The organism is Methylobacterium sp. AC433, from assembly GCF_979253015.1.
Window position 1 is genome coordinate 20,527 of record NZ_CEEDBN010000005.1, and the last position, 21,523, is coordinate 42,049.

The following is a 21,523-nucleotide window of genomic DNA, read 5'->3' on the forward strand; positions in this document are numbered from 1 at the left end:
ACCGGGCTTGGTGCAGCCGCCGCCGGGGGCAGCCGCGCCGTCGGGTTCAGGATCGGATCGCTACTCGGCCGCGATCCGCTGCGGCGACGGGAAGAGGTCCGGGAAGTACTTGATCACGGTGGTGAGCGGGTTCGACGCCGCCTGGCCCAGGCCGCAGATCGAGGCGTCGCGCATGCATTGCGAGAGTTCGCCGAGGAGATCGGTGTCCCACACGTCGTTCTCCATCATCACGCGCGCCTTCTGCGTGCCGGAGCGGCAGGGGGTGCACTGCCCGCAGGATTCGTCCTCGAAGAACCGCATCAGGTTCAGGGCCGCGCCGCGCACGTCGTCCTGGTCCGACAGCACGATGACCGCGGCCGAGCCGATGAAGCAGCCGTATTTCTCGAGGGTGCCGAAATCGAGGGGGATGTCGTCCATGCTGGCCGGCAGGATGCCGCCCGAGGCGCCCCCCGGCAGGTAGGCCGCGAAGCTGTGCCCGTCGCTGATGCCGCCGCAATATTCCTCGATCAGTTCGCGGATGGTGAGGCCGGCGGGGGCGAGCTTGACGCCCGGTTCCTTGACGCGGCCCGACACCGAATAGGAGCGCAGGCCGACCCGGCCGTTGCGGCCGTGGCTCTTCCACCACTCGGCGCCCTTCTCGATCAAATCCCTGACCCAGTAGAGCGTCTCGACGTTGTTGATCAGGGTCGGGCGGTTGAACAGGCCGACCTGGAACGGGAAGGGCGGCTTGTGCCGCGGCAGCCCGCGCTTGCCCTCCAGGGACTCGATCAGCGAGGATTCCTCGCCGCAGATATAGGCGCCGGCGCCGCGGCGCAGGTGGATGCGCGGGCCGCCGGCCGGGAGCTTCGCGATCTCGCGGGCCAGGATCTCGCGGGAGATCGGGTACTCGTCGCGCAGGTAGATGTAGACGTCGTCCGCCTCCACCACGTGGGCGCCGATCAGCATGCCTTCGAGGAAGCGGTGCGGATCGGCGTTGAGGTAGAGCTGGTCCTTGAAGGTGCCGGGCTCGCCCTCGTCGCCATTGACCGCCATGAGACGGGGGCCGGGCTCGCCGCGCACCGAGCGCCACTTGCGCCCCGTGGGGAAGCCGGCGCCGCCGAGCCCGCGCAGGCCGCCGTCGTCGAGCACCTGCAGGATCGCGTCGACGCTGAGCTCGCCCGAGCGCAGCCGGTCGAGGACCGCGTAGCCGCCGCCGGCCCGGTAGGCATCGTAGTCGGGATAGGCCGGCAGGTGGGCGTGGGTGTCGCCGGCCTCCACCGCCGCCTTGACGCTGGCGACGTCGGCCTTGTGCAGGAAGTTGTGGCCGACCTCGACCGCAGGGGCGTGGTCGCACAGGCCGACGCAGGGCGCGCGCACGACGCGGACTCCGCTGCCGAGGGTCTCTCGCAGGGCCTCCATCAGGGGCTCGGCGCCGAACATCGCGCAGGTGAGGCTGTCGCAGACGCGCACGGTGAGCGCCGGCAGGTCGGCCTCGCCGTCCTTCAGCACGTCGAAATGCGCGTAGAACGTCGCCGTCTCGAAAACCTCGGCGAAGGCCAGACCCATCTCGTCGGCCAGCGCCGCGAGATGGGCGGCGCTGATCTGCCCGTAGGTGTCCTGGACGAGGTGGAGGTGCTCGATCAGCAGGTCGCGCTGCCGCGACCGGTCGCCCAGCAGGCGCTCGATCTCGACCTTGGCCACGGGCTCGACCTGCCGTCCCTTGGGGACGGGCCGGGCCCGATTGCGTCCCTTGCCGGGATGGTCGAAGCGGCGAACCTCGCCGATGTCATGCGCGCTCATGCGATCATCCTACCCCTTTGGTATTCAAAATACCAGATTCTGCGCAGTGTTCTTATAGGCCTCCCCTTAGCAGCACATCATAAAAATTCGGAAGTGAATTTGGTCGCGCCTCACTGCCCGCCATAGGCGCGCAGCGGACGTCCCGCCTCCGAACGCTGGACGAAGGCCGGTCTTCCGTTCGCCGGCAGCTCCGCGAGTCTTGGACCGACCACGGCACCGAGCTCGAGTTCGAACGCATCGAGGGCTTCGTTGGCCCGTTTCACTGCGTCGGCATCGAGGGATGCTCCGTGCGGGCGGTCGAGGCCGGCTCGGCGTAACGTCTCGCGCACCGCGTCGAGCAGGTCCGGCGTCAGGGGCGGCGCCGCCTCGTCGGCGTAGCCGCGCGCCACCAGTTCGGCCCAGTCGGCCGGGGAAGAGGTCTGGGTTTCGGTCATCGATGCGGCTCCAAGTCGCGACTGTCGGAACACCAACGCGCGACGCGGCCTTTCCGCCGCGCGTCAGTAGCCGCGCATCCGGTCGAGGCCGGCGGGCACCCGGCCCGTCCGGCGGAACTCGGCCACGGCGTCGGCGACGATGGCGGCGGCCGAGGCCATGTCCGTCGGTGCCGCGACGTGGGGCAGGATCGTGATCCCGGGATGCGCCCACAGGCGGTGTTCCGGCGGCAGGGGCTCCGTGGGGAAGACGTCGAGGATCGCGTGGCCGAGGGCGCCCGCTTCCAGGGCGGCGAGGAGATCGTCCTCGACGAGGTGGGCGCCGCGCCCGAAATTCACCAGGGCCGCGCCCGGTGGCAGCTGCCGGAAGACGTCCGCATCGAGGATGCCGCGGGTGTCCGGCGTCAGGGGCAGCAGGTTGACCAGGATGTCCGCCGCCGCGAGGCTCCGCGCCAAGCCCTCGGGACCGCAGGCGACCGGGACCGATCCGTGCGGGGTGCCGGACCGGCTCCAGCCCCGGACGGGGAAGCCGATGGCGCGGAGCAGATCCGCCGCGGCGCGGCCCATCTCCCCGAGGCCGAGGATCGTCACGCGGCGCGCGCTCGCCGGGCGAACCGGGTGCTGGCGCCACGTCCCCGTCCGCTGCTGCGCCGCGTAGCGCGGGAAATCGCGGTGGAGGGACAGCACCGCCGCCGCCACCGCCTCCGCCATGGCCCGCGCCAGGGTCGGGTCGACGAGGCGCCGCACCGGCACGTCGGGCAGCGTGTCGTCCAGGACGAGCCGGTCGACGCCGGCCCACAGGCTCTGGATCCAGCGCAAGCTGGGAAGGCCGGCAAGGGCTCCCAGCGGCGGGTTCGCCACGATGGCGACCTCCGCCTCGGCGGCCTCGGCGCCGTCCGAGATCGTGAGAATGCGCTCATCCGGCATGGCCGCGCCGAGGGCGTCGCGCCAGCCGGCTTCCTCCTCGGCGGGGAGGCTGGTCACGAGAAGCAGAGGGGCCGGCATGGGATTGGATCTCCTCGGGGTCATCGCGCCGCGACGGGATCACCCCGCGACCCGCCCGGCGTCAACGGAGCGGCTTGACCTCCCTGGTATGAAGCATGCCTGATTGCGATCCTCACCGGTCAGCGTCAGGATCCCATGTCCAAGCCCGCGCTCGTCTCCAAGCCCGCGCTCGTCGTCGCCCTCGCGACCCTGCTCACCCAGGCCGTGCCCGCCTCGGCGCAGAGCCAGGCCGCAGCGCCGTTCCGTGTCGAGGAAGCGACGATCGCCGGACTCCGCGAGGCGCTCGCCGCCGGGCGAATCACCTGTCGAGCTCTCGTCCAGGGCTATCTCGACCGCATCGCCGCCTACGACCAGGCCGGCCCGAAGCTCGCGGCGGTCCGGGCGGTGAACCCTCAGGCCCTGGCGCAGGCCGAGGCCTACGATGCGGACCGCGCGGCGGGCGCGGCCAAGCCCCTCGGCTGCGTGCCGCTGCTGCTGAAGGACAACTACAACACCGCCGAGTTGCCGACGACCGGCGGCTCGGCTGCCCTGGCGGGGGCGCAGCCGGCGCAGGACGCCACGTCGGTGGCTCGCCTGCGCGGCGCCGGCGCCATCGTGCTGGCCAAGGCGAACATGCAGGAATTCGCCCTCGGCGGCGTCTCGGTCAGCTCGCTGGGCGGCCAGGTCCGCAATCCCTACGACCTGACCCGCACGCCCGGCGGTTCCAGCGGCGGCGTCGGCGCGGGCATCGCCGCCGGCTTCGCCCTCGGGGGCCTCGGCAGCGACACCGTGAATTCGATCCGCTCGCCGGCCTCGGCCAACGACCTCGTGGGCCTGCGCGTCACGCAGGGGCTGATCAGCCTCGCGGGCATCATGCCGGTCTCGAAGACGCAGGACGCCATCGGCCCGATCACCCGAACGGTGGCGGATGCGGCGGCACTGCTGCAGGTCATGGCCGGAACCGACCCGGCCGATCCGCTCACCGCCGCGGCGGCCGGCAAGGTCGGGCAGACCTACGCCGATGCGCTGAAGCCCGACGCCCTGAAGGGGGCGCGGCTCGGCGTCGTCACCGCCCTGTTCGGGACCAAGCCGGAGCATGCGGAGGTCAATGCCGTCATGCAAAGGGCGCTCGACGCCCTGGAGGCGGCGGGCGCCACCCTGGTGCGGATCGACGATCCGGTCTTCGAGGCCGACGCCCTCAACCGCGAGGACGACGTCCAGACCTACGAGTTCAAGGCGCTGATGAACGGGTATCTCGCCACGATTCCCAACGCGCCGCACAAGGATCTCGCCGGCATCCTGGCCTCGGGCCAGTTCCACCGCGCCGCCCTCGAGAAGTTCCTGACGGCGGCCGAGGCGCGCCGGGACGGCATGGCCGAGCCCGAGTACAAGGCCCGCCTCGGGCGGATCGCCGACCTGAAGGCACATGTCGCCGAGGTCTTCGCGGCCCAGACCCTCGATGCCCTGGTCTATCCGCTGCAGAAGCGGCTCGTGGTGCCGATCGGCGAACTCAACCAGGCGGATCGCAACGGGATCGTCGCCGGGCTGACGGGCTTTCCGGCCATCGATGTCCCGGCCGGGTTCTCGGCGGCCACCGAGACGGCGCCCGAAGGTGTGCCGGTGGGCATGGACCTGCTCGGCCGGCCCTGGAGCGAGGCGAAGCTCCTCGGACTCGCCTACGCGTTCGAGCAGGCGACAAAGCTGCGCCGCCCGCCGGCCAGCACGCCGGCGCTCGGCGCGCCTTGATCAGGTCGCCAGGGTCGGGGCCGGCACCAGATCACGCACCCGCCACATCGCCCGCGCGAGATGCGAGCGATAGGGCGCGAAGGGAAGGGCGCAGGCCTGCGTGTCGGTGCATCCGGTCAGGCGCCGAAGACTGCCGACGGCGGCGACGTCGCCGGCCGGCCAGATGTCCGGGTCGCCGTAGTGGAAGATGCCGATCATGTCGGCGGTCCACTGACCGACGCCCTTGATGCTCCTCAGGATCGTCGAGCGTTCCGGGTGGGCAAGCGTGGCGAGGGTGGGGCCGAACAGGCCCGCCTCGTCCGCCGCGCGGATCGCCAGCACGGCGCGCACCTTGGCGCCGGAGAGGCCGCAGCCGCGCAGGGTCTCGGCATGCGCTTCGACGAAGAGGTCGCGGGGCGTGAGCTTCTGCAGGAGGGCCGCCGCCTCGACGCGGCCCCAGATCGCCGCAGCGGCGCGGATCGAGAGCTGCTGGTTGACGACCTCGAGGGCGAGGCGGTCGGCGACATGAGCGTGGGTCGGCGGATCGACCGGCACCGGTCCGATGCGCATCAGGGCGTCATGCAGGGACGCGGACAACCCCCGGGCGATGCCCAAAAGGTGGGTGTGCGGATCGGGGTCGGGCGTCATGCGGTCCGGTAGGGACGGGCATCGAAAGGCCTCGGCCCCTAGACGGGGCCGAGGCGGTCGGTTCAGCGGTCGCGGCGCTCGCGCGTGATGGTGGTGCGCTCCTCGCGACGCTCGATCCGGTCGTCGCGGCGATCCGGGTCGACGCCGAGGACGCCGCCGACGGTTCCGGTGGCCGCGCCGACGGCGCCGCCCACCACGCCGCCGATCGGGCCGGCCGCACGGTTGCCGTCCTCAACGCCGCGCTCGGCGCCCCGGACGGTGCCCTGGGCCTGGGCCGTGCCGGCAAGCGCCACGGGGGTGAGCAGGAGGGCGGTGGCGATGACGAATGACTTCATGAGAGGGACCTCGCTTCGGTGGTTCGGAATGGCCGGTCACGGCTTCGCGACCGGTTCGGCATGACCCATCAACGGCCGAGACGCGGAAAGGTCACAGAATTCGTTGGATCGGGCGCGGGAGGACGTCGGGTGAGGCCGCACTCCGGTGCCTCGCTCCATGCCGTCTCCGTCCGCGTGGTGGCGCAAGCAAGACGGCACCGCGATGACGTCGACGACGGTCCCTGCGTCGGGCGCCCGGTCGGGGATCGCGTCGGCCGCGAGGCACTGACCGGTGGCGATGGCGCCGTCTCTATCCATGGTCCCGATGCGGCGGGCCGCCATGCCGGAGGCCCGCCGGTTCGGGGCAGCGCCCGTCAGCGCCGTGAGGTCGGCCGGGGCTTCAGGTCGTCGAGGGCGTCGGCATTGGCCCGGCCCCAGGCGTAGAGAAGCTCCACCGGCTCGACGAAGCGGTCGCCGAGCGGGGTGAGCCGGTACTCCACCGCCGGCGGCACCGTGCCGGCCACGTGCCGGGTGAGCAATCCGCTCGCCTCCATGTCCCGCAGGGTCTGGGTGAGCATCTTCTTCGAGATCCCGGGCAGGCTCCGTTGGAGGATTCCAGTGCGCGCGCAGCCGGCATGGCGGGCGTGCAGGGTGTGCAGCACCATGCTGGTCCACTTCGTCGCGAACAGTTCGAGCACCCGGCGCGGCGCACAATCCTCGCGCCAATCCGCGTCCACGCTCAGCCTCTCCATCGTGGTTACCTTCAGGTGCCTATGACCCCAATCGGTGCCGTCTGGTCAGGGACGGACTGTCTCCATAGGTCGGTTCGAAATCAAGACGGAGACTTTCATGACCAGGACGGCCCTCATCGCCGGCGTCAGCGGTATCGTCGGCAACAACCTCGCCCGCCACCTCGTGTCGGAGGGCTGGTCCGTGGCCGGTCTCGCCCGGCGCCCACCCGCCGACCTGCCCGGCGTGACGCCTTTGGCCGCCGACCTGCTCGATCCCGAGAGCCTGCGCGCCGCGCTGGCGGAGATCCGGCCCACCGACGTCTTCATCACGACCTGGCTGCGCCAGGAGACGGAAGCCGAGAACATTCGCGTCAATGGCGCGATGGTGCGCAACCTCCTGGACGCCCTCCGGCCGAACGGTGGCGTGGAGCATGTCGGGCTGGTCACCGGGCTCAAGCACTATCTCGGGCCCTTCGAGGCCTACGGGAAGGGCACGCTGCCGGCCACGCCGTTCCGCGAGGACCAGGGCCGCCTCGACGTCGAGAATTTCTACTATGCGCAGGAGGACGAGGTCTTCGCCGCCGCCGCGCGGGACGGTTTCGGCTGGAGCGTGCACCGGCCCCACACCATCATCGGCTACGCGCTCGGCAACGCCATGAACATGGGCGTGACGCTGGCGGTCTATGCCAGCCTCTGCCGCGAGACCGGCCGTCCGTTCCGCTTCCCCGGCTCGGCCGTGCAGTGGAACGGGCTCACCGACATGACCGATGCGCGGATCCTGGCGCGCCAGCTCGCCTGGGCCGCGACCACGCCGGCGGCGCGCAACGAGGCCTTCAACATCGTCGACGGCGACGTCTTCCGCTGGAGCTGGATGTGGGGCCGGATCGCCGACTGGTTCGGCGTCGAGCCGGCGCCCTTCGACGGAACGGTCCTCCCGCTCGAGCAACAGATGGTCGGGGCCGCCCCGCTCTGGGCCGAACTCGCCGCGCGGCACGGTCTCAAGGAGGCCGATCTCGGGCACCTCGCCTCGGCCTGGCACACCGATGCGGATCTCGGCCGCCCGATCGAGGTCGTCACCGACATGAGCAAGAGCCGGCGCTTCGGCTTCCTCGACTATCAGGCCACCGACGACGCGTTCTTCGACCTGTTCGCGCGCCTGCGGGCCGAGCGGGTCATCCCCTGACGCGCGCCCTGACGCGCGCGTCGTGCCGGGCCGCGGGACATCTCGGGTGACCGCGACGCCCCGCGGCGGGTCCCGCGACTTGCGGGTCTTGCGACTTGCGGGTCCTGCGACTTGGCGGCCCGGCCGTTCGGCTCCATCATCGCCAGAGCCCTCCGATCCCGGGACCCCGATCCGATGAAGCCGTTCGACTGGACCACCGGCTACCCCACCGTGCGGATGCCGATCTTCGGCCGCAACATGGTCTCGACCTCGCACGCGCTCGCGGCCCAGGCCGGCATCCGCATGCTCTGGCAGGGCGGCAACGCGGTGGACGCCGCCATCGCCACGGCGGCGGCCAAGACCATCACCGAGCCCTGCAGCAACGGGCTCGGCTCGGACGCCTTCTGCATCCTGTGGGACGGCCGGCAGCTGCACGGGCTCAATGCCTCCGGCGGCGCGCCGGCGGCCTGGACCCCCGACTACTTCACCCGGAAATACGGTGCGGCCGAGCGCCCGCCGATGCGGGGCTGGGATTCCGTCACGGTACCGGGCGCTGTCGCGGCCTGGGTGGCCCTGAGCGAGCGCTTCGGAAAGCTGCCCTTCGCCGACCTCCTGCAGCCCGCCATCGACATCGCCGAGCGCGGCTACCTCGCGCCGGTGGTGGTGCAGCAGAAATGGGCGGCGGCCGCCCGGGTCGCGGACCTCGTGCGCCAGCCCGGTTTCGCCGAGACCTTCCTGCCCCACGGCCGCGCCCCGCATGTGGGCGAGCGCGTCACCCTGCCGGGCATCGCCCGGGCGCTTCGGGCCATCGCGCAGACGAAGGGGCGCGCCTTCTACGAGGGCGAGATCGCGGAGGCCATGGCCCGGCACGCCGCGGCCCATGGGGGCGCCATGACGGTGGCGGACCTTTCCGCCTTCCGGCCCGAATGGGTGACGCCGACGGCCAAGGATTACCGGGGCTACACGCTCCACGAGATCCCGCCGAACGGCCAGGGCATCGCCGCACAGATCGCCCTCGGGATCCTCGAATCCTTCGACCTCGCCGGCCTGCCGGTGGACGGGCCGGAGGCGCAGCACCTGCAGATCGAGGCGATGAAGCTCGCCTTCGCCGACACCTATCGCTACGTCGCCGACGCCCGCACCATGGCGGTGACCCCGGAGGCGATGCTCGACCCGGCCTATCTGGCGGCGCGCGCCAAGCTGATCGACCCGCGCCGTGCCCAGGACTTCGGCGCCGGCAATCCGGTCCGCGGCGGCACGATCTACCTGACGGCGGCCGACGAATCCGGCATGATGGTGAGCTTCATCCAGTCGAACTTCATGGGCTTCGGCTCCGGCGTGGTGGTGCCCGAATGGGGCCTGTCCCTGCAGAACCGCGGCTACGGCTTCGTGCTGGACGCGGCGAGCCCCAACGTGGTGGCGCCGGGCAAGCGGCCCTTCCACACCATCATCCCGGGCTTCCTCACGCAGGGTGAGGCGCCCGTGATGAGCTTCGGCGTGATGGGCGGCAACATGCAGCCCCAGGGACACCTGCAGACCCTGGTGCGGATGATCGACCACGGCCAGAACCCGCAGGCCGCGTGCGATGCGCCGCGCTGGCGCTTCAATGCCGGGCTGGAGATCAACGCCGAGGCGACGCTGCCGGCCGCGACCCTGCAGGGCCTGGTGGAGCGCGGCCACCGCGTCGACGTGATCGAGGACAGCTACCAGGATTTCGGCGCCGGCCAGTTCATCTGGCGCATGGGCGATCCCGGCACCGAGGGCTATGTCGGCGCCAGCGATCCCAGGCGGGACGGGCAGGTCTCGGTCTGGTGAGGCCGGGTCGTTGCCAACCGGTCCGCTGGCACAGATAATGTATGCACTTTTGGACGTGCCGACCGGATCGAACCTGCCGCGCGTCCTGCGCGGACGAGCGCCGATCCCGAACGGTCCCTGACCCGAAGGACATTGGATGCTGCGTCTGTTCGCTGCCAGCCTCGCCGTGGGCGCTGTCTCGCTGTCACCGGCCCTCGATCACGCTGCCCAGGCTCAGACCCTGCGCTTCGGCCTGATGGAGGACCCGGATGCCCTCGACCCGACGCTCGCACGCACCTTCACCAGCCGCATGGTCTTCGCCGCGATGTGCGACAAGCTCGTGGATATCGGCCCCGACCTGAAGCCGGTGCCCCAGCTCGCCACCCGCTGGAGCCTGTCGGAGGACCAGAAGACGCTGACCATGACCCTGCGGCCGGGCGTGCTCTTCCACGACGGCGAGAAGCTCGACGCCGCGGCGGCGAAGTACAGCATCGAGCGCCACCTGAAGCTGCCCGGCTCGCAGCGGCGCGGCGAGATCGCGCCGATCGACCGGGTCGAGGTCGTCGACGACCTGACCTTCAAGATCTTCCTGAAGACGCCGTTCGCGCCGCTGATGGCGCAGTTCACCGATCGGGCCGGGATGATGGTCTCGCCCAAGGCCGCCGAGCGCCTGGGCGACAAGTTCTCCACTGCGCCCGTCTGCGCCGGGCCGTTCAAGTTCGTCGAGCGGGTGCCGCAGGACCGGATCGTGGTCGAGCGCTTCGACGATTACTGGAACAAGGACCAGATCCACCTCAAGCGCATCGAGTTTCGGCCGATCCCCGACGGCACCGTCCGGTTGACCAACCTGCGCGCCGGTCAGCTCGAACTCCTGGAGCGCCTGACCCCCACCGACCTGTCGCAGGTGACCCGCGACCCGAAGCTCAAGGTCGGCTCGACCATCGAGCTCGGCTTCCAGTCCATCGTCTTCAACCCGAACAGGGCGGGCTCCGCCGTGGCCGATCCGCGGGTGCGCGCCGCCTTCGACCTCGCCATCGACCGCAACGCCCTGAACCAGGTGGTGTTCAGCGGCGAGTTCCTGCCCGGCAACCAGTGGGTCTCGCCCAAGCACCCGGCCTACGTGAAGGACTATCCCCTCCCGAAGCGGGACGTCGCCAAGGCCAAGGCCCTGCTGGCGGAGGCCGGCGTCCCGAAGCCGTCCGTCACCCTCACGGTCTACGCCAACAACGAGGCGCCGCAGGTGGGGCAGGTCATCCAGGCGATGACCCGCGAGGCGGGCTTCGACGTGAAGCTCCAGGCCACCGACTTCACCACCGCGCTCGATGCCGCCGACAAGGGCAACTTCGACGCCTACCTCTACTCCTGGAGCGGCCGGCCCGACCCGGACGGCAACACCTTCAGCTTCCTGGCCTGCAAGACGCCGCTGAACTACGCCCGCTACTGCAACCCGGACGCGGACGCGGCGCTCGCTGCCGAGCGCGCCACGGTGGACCCGGCCCAGCGGGCCGAGGCCTGGAAGCGCCTCGCCGACAAGGTGATGGCCGACCGGCCATTGATCTACCTGTTCCACCGCAAGCTGTTCTGGGCCTACAGCACCAAGCTCGCCGGCTTCACGCCCTATCCCGACGGCCTCGTGCGCTTCACCGGCCTGACGCTGAACTGAGGCGGGAGCCCGGCCGATGCTGCGCTTCCTCGTCCAGCGCCTGGCGCTCGCGATCCCCACCCTGGTGATCGCCTCGATGATCATCTTCACCCTGCAGCAATTGCTGCCGGGGGACACGGCGACCGCCCTGTCGGGCGAGGAGCGCGACCCCGAGGTCATCGCCTTCATCCGGCAGAAGTACCATCTCGATCAGCCGCTTCCCGTGCGCTACGCCCTCTGGGCCGGCGGCGTGCTCCAGGGGGATCTCGGCGAATCGATCCGCCTGCAGAAGCCGGTCATCGACCTCGTGATCGAGAAGCTGCCGGTGACCCTGGAGCTCGCCTGCCTCGCCATGCTGGTGGCCCTGGTCATCGGCGTGCCGATGGGCATCCTCTCGGCGGTCAAGCGCGGCACCGCCGCCGACACCCTGGCCAACGGGATCGCCCTCTGGGGCCTGTCGGTGCCGAACTTCTGGCTCGGCATCCTGATGATCCTGCTGTTCTCGGTCCAGCTCGGCTGGCTCCCGGCCTCCGGCTACGTCTCGCCCTTCGAGAGCCTGTCCGAGAACCTGCGCTCCATGGCGATGCCGGCCTTCGTGCTGGGCAACGCCATCGCGGCGGTGATGATGCGCCACACCCGCGCGGCGATGCTGGGCGTGCTCGGCTCGGACTACGTCCGCACCGCCCGGGCCAAGGGCGTCTCCCCCCTGCGCCTGATCCTGCGCCACGCCCTGCCCAACGCCGCGATCCCGATCATCACCCTGGGCGCCCTCGAATTCGGGCAGCTCCTGTCCGGCGCCGTGCTCACCGAGCAGGTCTTCTCGGTGCCGGGCTTCGGCAAGCTGATGGTCGATGCTGTGTTCAACCGCGACTACGCCACCGTTCAGGGCGTCGTGATCTGCACCGCCACCACCTACGTCCTCCTCAACCTCGCGGCCGACCTCCTCGCGGCCTTCGTCAACCCGAAGCTGAGGCGCGCGTGAGCAACGTCGGCATCACTCGGCCGGACATCCGCGAACCCGGCGCGGCGCTTCCCCCGGCGACGCCGCTGCGTGCCGAGCCCGGCCCCGTCCGCGAATTCTGGACGCGCCTCAGCGCGCGGCGCACCGCAATGGTCGGCCTCGTCATCGTGGTGGCGCTGATCCTGATGGCGGTCTTCGCCGACTGGATCGCGCCCTACGATCCCATCGCCACCGACTGGGGCGCCATCCGCACCGCGCCGAGCTGGGCGCACCCGTTCGGCACCGACGAGGTCGGACACGACGTGCTCTCGCGCATCATCTTCGGGGCGCGGGCCTCCCTGGGGGCCGGCCTGACCTCGGTGGCCCTCGCGGTGGCCCTCGGCCTCCCGTTCGGACTGCTCGCCGGCTATGCCGGCGGCGTGGTCGATCTGCTCATCATGCGCCTGACCGACGCGCTGCTGGCGATCCCGTTCCTGATCCTCGCCATCGCGCTCGCCGCCTTCCTCGGCCCGAGCCTGACCAACGCCATGGTGGCGATCGGCCTCTCGGCGACCTCGACCTTCGTGCGCCTGACCCGGGCGCAGGTGCAGGCGGTGGCGGCGGAGGAGTTCGTGGAGGCCGCGCGCGCGGTCGGCAACCCGCCCTGGCGCATCGCCATCCGCCACATCGTGCCCAACATCGTGCCGGCGATCCTGGTCCAGGCGACCCTGACCATCGCCGCGGCGATCATCGCCGAGGCCAGCCTGTCCTTCCTCGGCCTCGGTCAGCAGCCGCCGGAGCCGTCCTGGGGCTCGATGCTCAACGTCGCCAAGAACTTCCTCGAGCAGGCGCCCTGGATGGCGATCTGGCCCGGCGCCTCGATCTTCCTCGCGGTGCTGGCCTTCAACCTCCTCGGCGACGGCCTGCGCGACGCCCTCGACCCCCGGCAGAGGACCTGACGATGGGCCAGGACAGGGAAACCCTGCTCGACGTCCGCGACCTCGCCGTCGCCTTCGACAGCGAGGGCGGCGCGGTACACGCGGTCAACGGCGTGTCCTACACGCTGGCCGAGGGCGAGACCCTCGGCATCGTCGGCGAATCCGGCTCCGGCAAGAGCGTCCACGTACTGGCGATGCTGGGCCTGATCCCGCGACCGCCCGGCCGCATCACCGGCGGACGGGTCCTGTTCGAGGGCCGCGACCTCCTCGCCCTGCCGGAGCGCGACCTGCGCAAGGTGCGCGGCGGCCAGATCGGCTTCGTGTTCCAGGACCCGATGAGCTCGCTCAACCCCGGCATGACGGTGGCCGCGCAGATCGTCGAGCCCCTGCGCATCCATCTCGGCCTCGACGGCCGCGCGGCCCGCGCCCGCGCGAAGGACCTCCTCGACCTCGTGCGCATCCCCAATGCCGGCGCGCGCCTCGACCAGTACCCGCACGAGTTCTCCGGCGGCCAGCGCCAGCGGGTGATGATCGCCATCGGCCTGTCCTGCCGCCCGAAGCTCCTCATCGCCGACGAGGCGACGACGGCCCTCGACGTCACCGTGCAGGCCGAGATCATCGCCCTGGTGCAGGAGCTCAAGCGCGAGATCGGCATGGCGATCGTCTGGATCACCCACGACCTCGGGGTGGTGGCCGGCATCGCCGACACCGTGCAGGTCATGTATGCCGGCCGCATCCTCGAGCGCGGCCCCGTGGACGACATCTTCCGCGATCCACGGAGCGCGTACACGCTCGGCCTGCTGCGCTCGCTGCCCGATCTCAGCCGGGGCCGGGCCGGGCGCCGGCGCCTGCACCAGATCGAGGGGGCGCCGCCCGACATGCGCCATCCGCCGCCGGGCGACCCCTTCGCCGCGCGCAACGCCTACGCGACGCCGCGCTGCCTCACCGAGGCGCCGCCCCTGGTCCAGGCGCCCGGCGCCGCGCCGGGCCATCTCGTCGCCGCCTGGTACGACCTGCCGGCGCGGCTCGCCGCCGAGGAGGGTGCGCGATGAGGCCGGAGCCCGCCCACCGCTATCCGCTGCTCTCGGTGCGGAATCTGAGCAAGCACTACCCGCTGCGCAGCTGGTGGGGCGGCAAGGGCTCGGTGTTCCGGGCGGTGGAGGATGTCAGCTTCGACATCCGGCCCGGCGAGACCCTGGGCCTCGTGGGCGAGTCCGGCTCGGGCAAGTCCACCATCGGCCGCGCCGTGACCATGCTGAATCCGCCGAGCGCCGGCACCGTCGCCTTCGAGGGCACCGATCTCGCCAAGCTCTCCGCCGGGGAGATGCGCCGGATGCGCGCCCGCATCCAGATGGTGTTCCAGGACCCCTACGCCGCCCTCAACCCGCGCATGAGCATCGGCGATTACGTGGCCGAGCCGTTCCGGCTGCACCGGCCCGAGATGGCACGGGCGGAGCGCCGCGACGAGGTCGAGGGACTGCTGGCCCGGGTCGGGCTCGATCCGCGCTTCGCCCGGCGCTACCCGCACCAGTTCTCCGGAGGCCAGCGCCAGCGCATCTGCATCGCACGCGCCATCGCCCTGAAGCCGAGCTTCATCGTCGCCGACGAGCCCATCGCCGCCCTCGACGTCTCGATCCAGGCGCAGGTCGTGAACCTGCTGCAGGACCTGCAGGACGAGCTCGGCATCTCGTACCTGTTCATCTCCCACGACCTGCGCATGGTGCGCTACCTGTGCCAGCGCGTCGCCGTGCTCTGGCACGGCCGCGTGGTCGAGCTCGCGGAGGCGGATGCCCTCTACGAGGATCCGCGCCACCCCTACACCCGGCGGCTCCTCAGCGCCGTGCCGGTGCCGAACCCGGTGGAGGAGCGCGCCCGCCTGCGCGCCGCCTCCCTCCTGCCCCCCGCCGACCCGGATGCCACCGGCGGCCTGGTCGAGGTCGCCCCCGGCCACTGGGTCGCCGACACCCGCTATTCCTGACGCGCCAAGGACCCGACGCCGTGAGAGACTTCTCCCAACCGGGCCGCTCGCCCGTCTATGCCGCCAATGCCGCGGTCGCGACCTCCCATCCCCTCGCCAGCCTGGCGGCCATCGAGATCCTGAAGGCCGGCGGCAACGCCGTCGACGCCGCCATCGCGGCGGTGGCGGTGCAGGGCGTGGTCGAGCCGGCCATGACCGGCATCGGCGGCGACTGCTTCGCCCTCTACGCGCCGAAGGGTGCCTCCGTCCCGATCACGCTGAACGGCTCCGGCCGCAGCCCGGCCGCCGCGCACGATGCCTGGTACGTGGAGAACCATGTGGCCATCGAGGCGACCTCGCCGCATGCCGTCACGGTGCCGGGCGCGGTGGCGGCCTGGGCGCGGCTGCTGGCCGATCACGGCACCCGCAGCCTCGGCGAGCTGCTCCAGCCCGCGATCCGCTACGCGGAGGAGGGCTATGCGGTGCAGCCGCGGGTCGCCTACGACTGGGCCCGCAACCGGGACAAGCTGCGGGCCGATCCGGGCTCGGCCGCCGCCTATCTCGTCGACGGCGAGGCGCCCCGGGTCGGCACGACCATGCGTCACCCGAAGCTCGCCGCCACCCTGCGGCGCATCGCCGAGCACGGCGCTCCCGGCTTCTATGAGGGGCCGGTGGCCGAGGACATGGTCGCGCGCCTGCGCGAACTCGGCGGCCTCCACACCGTGGAGGATTTCGCCGGCGCCGCACCCGAATACGTGACGCCGATCTCCACCCGCTATCGCGGCTACGACGTCTACGAGTGTCCCCCGAGCGGCCAGGGTCTCGCCGCCCTGATGATGCTCAACGTGCTCTCGCGATACGACGTCGGCGCGTTGACCGAGCTCGACCGAGTCCACCTCTTCGCCGAGGCCTGCAAGCAGGCCTACCACCATCGCGACGCGCTCTTCGCCGATCCGGTGGTGCACGCGGTTCCGGTCGAGCACCTGCTCTCCCAGGCCTGGCAGGCCCGGGCGCACGGCGCCATCGACATGGCCCGCGCGCAGGAGCCCGTGCTGTGGCCGGAGATCCGGCACACTGACACGGTCTATCTCTGCGTGGTCGACCGCGACGGCAACGCGATCTCGCTGATCAACTCGATCTTCCAGGGGTTCGGCAGCGGCATCACCGCGCCCGAGAGCGGCGTGCTCCTGCACAATCGCGGCTTCTCGTTCCGGGTCGAGCCCGGCCACCCCAACACCATCGCGCCGTCGAAGCGCCCGATGCACACCATCATCCCCGGGATGCTGATGCGCGACGGCGCGGTGGTGGCGCCCTTCGGCGTTATGGGCGGGCACTACCAGGCCATGGGCCACGTCGAGCTCCTGACCGGCATCATCGACCGGGGCCTCGACGTGCAGGAGGCGCTGGATGCGCCGCGCAGCTTCGCCTACGGAGGCGGCATCGAACTGGAAGGCGGCTTCGGTCCGGGCCTCGCCGAGGCGCTCGCCGCCCGCGGCCACGTCACGGTGCCGGCACCGGTCCCGATCGGTGGCGGCCAGATCATCTGGATCGACCCGGCGACGGGGATGCGCGCCGCCGGGTCCGATCCGCGCAAGGACGGCTGTGCCCTCGGCTACTGAGGCGCGGGGTGCCGGTTCAGGGGTAGCGCACCGGGGCCGGCTGCTCGGGCAGGGGAATGAACTCGGATTCGCCCGGTACGGTGTCGAAGCGGGCCTGGCGCCAATCCTCCTTGGCCTGCTCGATCCGTTCGGGCCGCGAGGAGACGAAGTTCCACCAGAGATGGCGCAGGCCGTCCATGGGCTCGCCGCCCAGCACCATGAAGCGGGAAGCCTCGGTCGCCCGCACGCTGATCCGGTCGCCCGGCCGGAAGACGAGGAGCTGGCCCGGGCCGAACCCGTCCCCGGCGATCTCGATGGCGCCCGAGACCGTGTAGATCGCGCGCTCGTCGTAGGTCGGGTCGAGGGGCAGGACCGCGCCGGCCTCGAGCATCACGTCGGCATAGACCATCGGGCTCGATGTCCGCACCGGGGATTTCGCGCCGAAGGCCTCGCCGGCGATCAGCCGGACGGTCTTGCCCTCGCCGCTGAGGATCGGCAGCGCCCCGGCCTCGTAATGCTCGAAGGCCGGTGCGGCCTCCTCGTCCTTGCCGCTCAGCGCCACCCAGCTCTGGAGGCCGAACAGGGTCGAGCCGGTCCTGCGCAGGTCCGCGCCCGTGCGCTCGGAATGGGTGATGCCGCGCCCGGCCGTCATCCAGTTCAGCTCGCCCGGCCGGATCGGCAGCTCGGTGCCGAGGCTGTCCCGGTGCATGATCTCGCCCTCGAACAGGTAGGTCACCGTCGAGAGACCGATATGCGGGTGCGGGCGCACGTCCATGCCCTGGCCGAGCAGGAACTCCGACGGCCCCATCTGGTCGAAGAAGATGAACGGGCCGACCATCCGGCACTCGGTCGAGGGCAGGGCGCGCCGGACGGCGAAGGAGCCGAGGTCCCGCGAGCGCGGCACGACCAGGGTCTTGATCGCGTCGCAGGTGAAGTGGTCGCCCGGGACCGGGTCGTCCGCACTGTGCCAGCTCATCCGAAATCCTCCTGCGCGATTCCATCCGGACGGATCGGCCCGTCCGTTCCGGTCAGCCTTAGCACGCGGACGCGGCCACGGCGTCCCGGGGCCGAGTGTCTTGGGGCCGAGTGTCCTGGCGCCGAGTGTCCTAGCGCCGGATTCTCCGAGACCGGCATCCCTGGCGCGCAGGCGCCGGCAGGCCCATGATCGCGACACCGGCGGTCGGTTTCGCTGGGGCTTTCCCGGCCGGGGCGGCGACGGGCAACGAGGCGCGGACATGAACAGTCCCCTGCATCAGGACGAGAGCCGCCGTTTCGCGCGGGCGCAGTTGCGCGGGCAGATGCTGGACTGGCTCCTCGCCGGGACCCGGGGCGAGCGTTTCCTCGACGACATCTTCGTGGCCTTCTGCGCACGCCTGCGCGAGGCGGGCGTGCCGGTGGCGCGGGGCACGATCCACCTGCGGACGCACCATCCGCTCTGGCTCGGCACCCGCATCCTCTGGCGAAGGGGGGCGGAGACGGCGGAGCTGCAGAACTTCGAGTACGGCATCGTCGACACCGACCAGTTCAAGCTGAGCCCGGCCGCCGAGATCCTGAACGGGGCGGAACAGGTCCGCAAGCGCCTGGAGGAGCCGGAGCAGCCCGAAACCGACTACGGCATCTACCGGGACCTGCGGGCGGAGGGACTGACCGACTACGTCGCCTGGCCGCTGCACTACACGCTGGGCAAGCGCCACATCGTCAGCTTCTCGGCCGACGGACCCGGCGGGTTCGAGCCCGACGACCTCGACCTGCTGGCCTCGCTCCTGCCGGCCCTGTCGGTGGTGACGGAGGTGCGGCACAAGAACCGCCTCACCCGCCTGCTCCTCGACACCTATGTCGGCCCGCATGCCAGCGAGATGATCCTCAACGGGGCCACCCGGCGCGGCAGCGGCGTCACCGTGGAGGCGGCCATCATGGTCATCGATCTGCGCGGATTCACCGAGATCTCCGAGCTTTGGCCGCGCGACGACGTGATCTCCCTGCTGAACGACTACTTCGACGCGATCTCGCTGCCGATCGAGCGCCATGGCGGAGAGATCCTGAAGTTCATGGGCGACGGCCTTCTGGCGATCTTCCATCTCGACACGCCGGCGGCCTGCACCGCCGCGCAATCGGCCGCCGGGGAGGCGCGCGCCGCCATGCGGGCGCTGAACGCGGCGCGGTCGGAGCGCGGGCAGCCGCGCCTCGGCTACGGCATCGGCGTCAATGTCGGCGCGGTGATGTACGGCAATATCGGGTCGCGCTCGCGCCTGGACTTCACGATCATCGGCCCCGCCGTGAACGTGGCGGCCCGCCTGGAGGGCCTGACCAAGGTCCTCGACGTCAGCGTGCTGTTCTCGGGCGCCTTCGCGGCCCGGTCCGGCGACGGGCATCGCCTCGTGCCCCTGGGGACCTTTCCCCTGCGCGGCGTCGGCGATCCCCTGGAGGTACTCGCCCTGCCGGACGACGAGGGCGGAGCGTGAATCCGTTGCGCCGTCCGTGAAACGACGAAGGCCAGCCTCGCGGCCGGCCTCTTGGATGGTCGAAGCGGGTTCGAGGCCGCGACTTACTCGGCGGCGGTCATCTCGGGCGAGAAGTGGCCGCACCAGTCGGCGGAGCCGACGACCGGCCACAGGCCATGATCGGACGGACCCGGCTGGCTGATCGGTGGGTTGAACCGGCACAGGCCCTCGTCGGCCGACGCGGCGGCGCCGTTGACCTTGTGCTCGTCGAAGAACTTGCAGCTCTCGCACTTCGCGTTCGCCATGTCCGTGATCTCCATCCTGCGCGGCATCCGCGCCGCCCGTAGTTGCGAATTAGAACAGATCCAATGTAGCAGTCAACAGCGTTTTCGACGGCGGGTTCCCATCCGCTCGGGAAAAGGGTGCGGATGCCGATCGTGAGCCGACCGGGCGCCGATATGGAGCGACCGTATTCCGGCCGGCCGCACTTTGGCCTATCAGCCGCCCATGTCCGCTACGCCCGTCGCCCCCGACGACATCGCCCACGTCATCCAGATCGCCCTCGCGCCCGCCTTCCTGCTGACGGCGCTGGCGACCCTGCTCAACGTCTTCTCGACACGCCTCGGCCGCGTCGCCGACAAGGTCGATGCGGCGGCGGCGGGCCTGCGGACCGCCGATGCGCACGAGGCCGTCCGCCTGTCCCGGCAATTGTCCTACCTGCGGCGGCGCTCCTTCGTGCTCGATGGGGCCGTGGTGCTGGCCTGCACCGGCGCCGTGATGACCGGCATCGCCGTGCTGACCCTGTTCGTGGGGGCCTTGCGCGATGCCGCGACCGCCTCGATCCTGTTCGCCTGCTTCGGCGTCGCGCTGGTCTGCACCGTGGTCGCGGTCGTCGCCTTCCTGGTGGAGATCCTGATGGCCGGCCGCGGCATCCGGGACGAGGTCGACCGTCAGCAGGAGCACGCGGAGGATCGCGGCGCCCGCTGACGTGGCGCCCCGGTTGGCCGGGCGGCGAACGGGAGGCCGGCGCCGCAGCGATGGCCTCGATCATCCGGCCGCACCCTGCTACGCGCCTTCCCGTCGGTGAGGAATGCGGTGGAGGTCCGATGAGCGGCGAGACGGACAGGGCGGATGTGGTCGTCATCGGCGGCGGAATGGTCGGACTCGCCTCGGCGATCGCCCTGCGCGACCGCGGCCTCGACGTCCTGCTCTGCGACCCGGGCGAGGCGCGCGCCCGCACCTCCTTCGGCAATGCCGGCGTGATCAGCCGGGGCTCGATCTTCCCGATGTCGAGCCCGGCCCTCTGGGCCAAGCTGCCGACCTACCTGCGCAACGCGGATCGCGGCCTGCGCCTGCGCCATGCCCACGTGGCCCGCGTCCTGCCCTGGACGGCGCATTTCCTGGCCTCCGCCCGGACCTCCGCCTGGGAGCGGGCCGCCACGTCCCTGCTGCCGCTGACCAGTGCGGCGCTGCCCGAGCATCTCGCACTCTCGGAGCGGGCGGGCGCCGGGCACCTGCTGCGCCGCTGCGGCTGGATCAAGCTCTACCGGACCCATGCCGCCTTCGCCGGCGCGGCCCTGGAGCGCGTGATCCTCGCCCGACACGGCGTGACCTTCGAGATCCTCGACCCGGACGACATCCGCGAGGCCGAGCCGGCCCTGGTCCGGCCCTACGCCCAGGGCATGCTCCTGCCGGAGACCGGGGCGGTGAGCGATCCCGGCGGCCTTCTCGAGGCCTATGAACAGCTCTATCGCGGGCTCGGCGGCCGAACGCTCCGGATGGTGACCACCGCCCTTGAGCCCGACGGCGAGGGCTGGCGCGTCCGGCACGAGGGCGGCGCCGTTCAGGTACGCCAGGTCGTGCTGGCGGCCGGCGCCGCGTCGGGGGACATCGCGCGGGGCCTCGGCTACCGCTTCGCCTTCGCGGCCGAGCGCGGCTACCATGCCCATTACGCCCTGCACCCGGACAGCCCGCCGCTGGTCCGGCCGGTGCTCGACACGGGCGCCGGCTCGATCATCGCGCCGATGGGGGAGGGGCGGATCCGCGTCCTGTCCGGGGTCGAGCTCAACGCCCGCGCGGCGCCCCCCGACTACGTCCAGATCGAGGCGGCGACCCGGGAGGCGGCCGGCACCCTGCGCCTCGGTGCGAACCTCGACAACCGGCCCTGGATGGGCGCGCGTCCCTCGACCCCGGACGGCCTGCCGGTGATCGGCCCGGCGCCCCGGCACCGCGGGCTGATCTTCGCCTTCGGCCACGGCCATATCGGGCTGTCCACGGGGCCGATCACCGGGCGCCTGGTCGCCGATCTCGCCACCGGCGCGATGCCGGCCATCCCGGTCGCCCCCTTCGCGCCCGAGCGCCTCCTCGGCTGGCCGCGATGGAACCCGCCGCGGCGGCGCTCCGGCGCGGATTGACGCCTCCCCCCGGAGGCGCCATGCC

The 21,523-nt window shown here is 71.5% G+C and carries 20 protein-coding genes; 12 read left to right on the forward strand and 8 right to left on the reverse strand.

Going from position 1 to position 21,523, the window contains the following annotated elements; all coding sequences use genetic code 11:
* Nucleotides 1-60: 60 nt before the first annotated feature.
* The 3 genes from AC0IWM_RS09645 to AC0IWM_RS09655 all read right to left on the reverse strand — a co-directional run bounded on the left by AC0IWM_RS09645 (nucleotide 61) and on the right by AC0IWM_RS09655 (nucleotide 3,215).
* Complete coding sequence (locus AC0IWM_RS09645; RefSeq protein ID WP_471754660.1) at nucleotides 61-1,779, reverse strand: NAD(P)H-dependent oxidoreductase subunit E; 1,719 nt, start codon at nucleotides 1,777-1,779, stop codon at nucleotides 61-63.
* 110 nt (nucleotides 1,780-1,889) lie between these two features.
* Nucleotides 1,890-2,213, reverse strand: a complete 324-nt coding sequence (locus AC0IWM_RS09650) for a hypothetical protein (protein ID WP_471754662.1) — start codon at nucleotides 2,211-2,213, stop codon at nucleotides 1,890-1,892.
* Between the two features lie 63 nt (nucleotides 2,214-2,276).
* Nucleotides 2,277-3,215, reverse strand: coding sequence for a 2-hydroxyacid dehydrogenase (locus AC0IWM_RS09655; RefSeq protein ID WP_471754664.1), 939 nt, complete (start codon nucleotides 3,213-3,215; stop codon nucleotides 2,277-2,279).
* Nucleotides 3,216-3,350: 135 nt separating this feature from the next.
* Here AC0IWM_RS09655 and AC0IWM_RS09660 point away from each other — a divergent pair, with 135 nt between their 5' ends.
* Complete coding sequence (locus tag AC0IWM_RS09660; protein WP_471754666.1) at nucleotides 3,351-4,940, forward strand: amidase family protein; 1,590 nt, start codon at nucleotides 3,351-3,353, stop codon at nucleotides 4,938-4,940.
* Here AC0IWM_RS09660 and AC0IWM_RS09665 read toward each other — a convergent pair whose 3' ends face one another.
* From AC0IWM_RS09665 to AC0IWM_RS09675, 3 genes are all read right to left on the reverse strand, one after another.
* Nucleotides 4,941-5,567, reverse strand: a complete 627-nt coding sequence (locus AC0IWM_RS09665; protein ID WP_471754668.1) for a DNA-3-methyladenine glycosylase family protein — start codon at nucleotides 5,565-5,567, stop codon at nucleotides 4,941-4,943.
* Between the two features lie 62 nt (nucleotides 5,568-5,629).
* On the reverse strand, nucleotides 5,630-5,902 hold the full coding sequence (locus tag AC0IWM_RS09670; protein WP_056477399.1) for a hypothetical protein: 273 nt from the start codon (nucleotides 5,900-5,902) through the stop codon (nucleotides 5,630-5,632).
* Between the two features lie 353 nt (nucleotides 5,903-6,255).
* A complete protein-coding gene (locus AC0IWM_RS09675; RefSeq protein ID WP_471754670.1) occupies nucleotides 6,256-6,633 on the reverse strand; it encodes a winged helix-turn-helix transcriptional regulator in 378 nt (125 codons plus the stop codon).
* A gap of 97 nt (nucleotides 6,634-6,730) precedes the next feature.
* Here AC0IWM_RS09675 and AC0IWM_RS09680 point away from each other — a divergent pair, with 97 nt between their 5' ends.
* The 8 genes from AC0IWM_RS09680 (at nucleotide 6,731) to ggt (ending at nucleotide 16,664) form a co-directional block, all read left to right on the forward strand.
* Entirely contained in the window at nucleotides 6,731-7,795 is a 1,065-nt protein-coding gene (locus AC0IWM_RS09680) for an SDR family oxidoreductase (protein WP_471754672.1), read from the forward strand.
* Nucleotides 7,796-7,969: 174 nt separating this feature from the next.
* Nucleotides 7,970-9,589, forward strand: a complete 1,620-nt coding sequence (locus AC0IWM_RS09685) for a gamma-glutamyltransferase family protein (protein ID WP_471754674.1) — start codon at nucleotides 7,970-7,972, stop codon at nucleotides 9,587-9,589.
* A gap of 136 nt (nucleotides 9,590-9,725) precedes the next feature.
* Complete coding sequence (locus tag AC0IWM_RS09690) at nucleotides 9,726-11,231, forward strand: ABC transporter substrate-binding protein (RefSeq protein WP_471754676.1); 1,506 nt, start codon at nucleotides 9,726-9,728, stop codon at nucleotides 11,229-11,231.
* Nucleotides 11,232-11,247: 16 nt separating this feature from the next.
* On the forward strand, nucleotides 11,248-12,192 hold the full coding sequence (locus AC0IWM_RS09695; protein ID WP_055957014.1) for an ABC transporter permease: 945 nt from the start codon (nucleotides 11,248-11,250) through the stop codon (nucleotides 12,190-12,192).
* A 65-nt stretch (nucleotides 12,193-12,257) separates the two neighbouring features.
* Complete coding sequence (locus AC0IWM_RS09700) at nucleotides 12,258-13,109, forward strand: ABC transporter permease (RefSeq protein ID WP_471754867.1); 852 nt, start codon at nucleotides 12,258-12,260, stop codon at nucleotides 13,107-13,109.
* Between the two features lie 2 nt (nucleotides 13,110-13,111).
* Entirely contained in the window at nucleotides 13,112-14,140 is a 1,029-nt protein-coding gene (locus AC0IWM_RS09705) for an ABC transporter ATP-binding protein (protein ID WP_471754678.1), read from the forward strand.
* Nucleotides 14,137-15,066: an ABC transporter ATP-binding protein gene (locus tag AC0IWM_RS09710; protein ID WP_471754680.1), complete on the forward strand. Its 930-nt coding sequence runs from the start codon at nucleotides 14,137-14,139 to the stop codon at nucleotides 15,064-15,066. Before AC0IWM_RS09705 ends, AC0IWM_RS09710 begins: the two co-directional genes overlap by 4 nt.
* Before the next feature lie 20 nt (nucleotides 15,067-15,086).
* On the forward strand, nucleotides 15,087-16,664 hold the full coding sequence (ggt, locus tag AC0IWM_RS09715; RefSeq protein WP_471754682.1) for a gamma-glutamyltransferase: 1,578 nt from the start codon (nucleotides 15,087-15,089) through the stop codon (nucleotides 16,662-16,664).
* Between the two features lie 16 nt (nucleotides 16,665-16,680).
* On the opposite strand, the gene AC0IWM_RS09720 is transcribed toward ggt, so the two are convergent.
* Nucleotides 16,681-17,619: a pirin family protein gene (locus AC0IWM_RS09720; RefSeq protein ID WP_471754684.1), complete on the reverse strand. Its 939-nt coding sequence runs from the start codon at nucleotides 17,617-17,619 to the stop codon at nucleotides 16,681-16,683.
* Between the two features lie 259 nt (nucleotides 17,620-17,878).
* Here AC0IWM_RS09720 and AC0IWM_RS09725 point away from each other — a divergent pair, with 259 nt between their 5' ends.
* Nucleotides 17,879-19,105 (forward strand): adenylate/guanylate cyclase domain-containing protein, encoded by a 1,227-nt coding sequence (locus AC0IWM_RS09725; protein WP_471754686.1) that lies wholly within the window; start codon nucleotides 17,879-17,881, stop codon nucleotides 19,103-19,105.
* 83 nt (nucleotides 19,106-19,188) lie between these two features.
* Here AC0IWM_RS09725 and AC0IWM_RS09730 read toward each other — a convergent pair whose 3' ends face one another.
* A complete protein-coding gene (locus tag AC0IWM_RS09730; RefSeq protein WP_471754688.1) occupies nucleotides 19,189-19,389 on the reverse strand; it encodes a hypothetical protein in 201 nt (66 codons plus the stop codon).
* Between the two features lie 202 nt (nucleotides 19,390-19,591).
* On the opposite strand from AC0IWM_RS09730, the gene AC0IWM_RS09735 reads away from it, so the two are divergent.
* Together AC0IWM_RS09735 and AC0IWM_RS09740 are read left to right on the forward strand one after the other, a co-directional pair.
* Nucleotides 19,592-20,071 (forward strand): DUF2721 domain-containing protein, encoded by a 480-nt coding sequence (locus tag AC0IWM_RS09735; protein ID WP_471754690.1) that lies wholly within the window; start codon nucleotides 19,592-19,594, stop codon nucleotides 20,069-20,071.
* A gap of 119 nt (nucleotides 20,072-20,190) precedes the next feature.
* The gene (locus AC0IWM_RS09740) at nucleotides 20,191-21,498 is read left to right on the forward strand and encodes an NAD(P)/FAD-dependent oxidoreductase (RefSeq protein ID WP_471754692.1); all 1,308 of its coding nucleotides are present in this window, start codon (nucleotides 20,191-20,193) and stop codon (nucleotides 21,496-21,498) included.
* Nucleotides 21,499-21,523: the final 25 nt, after the last annotated feature.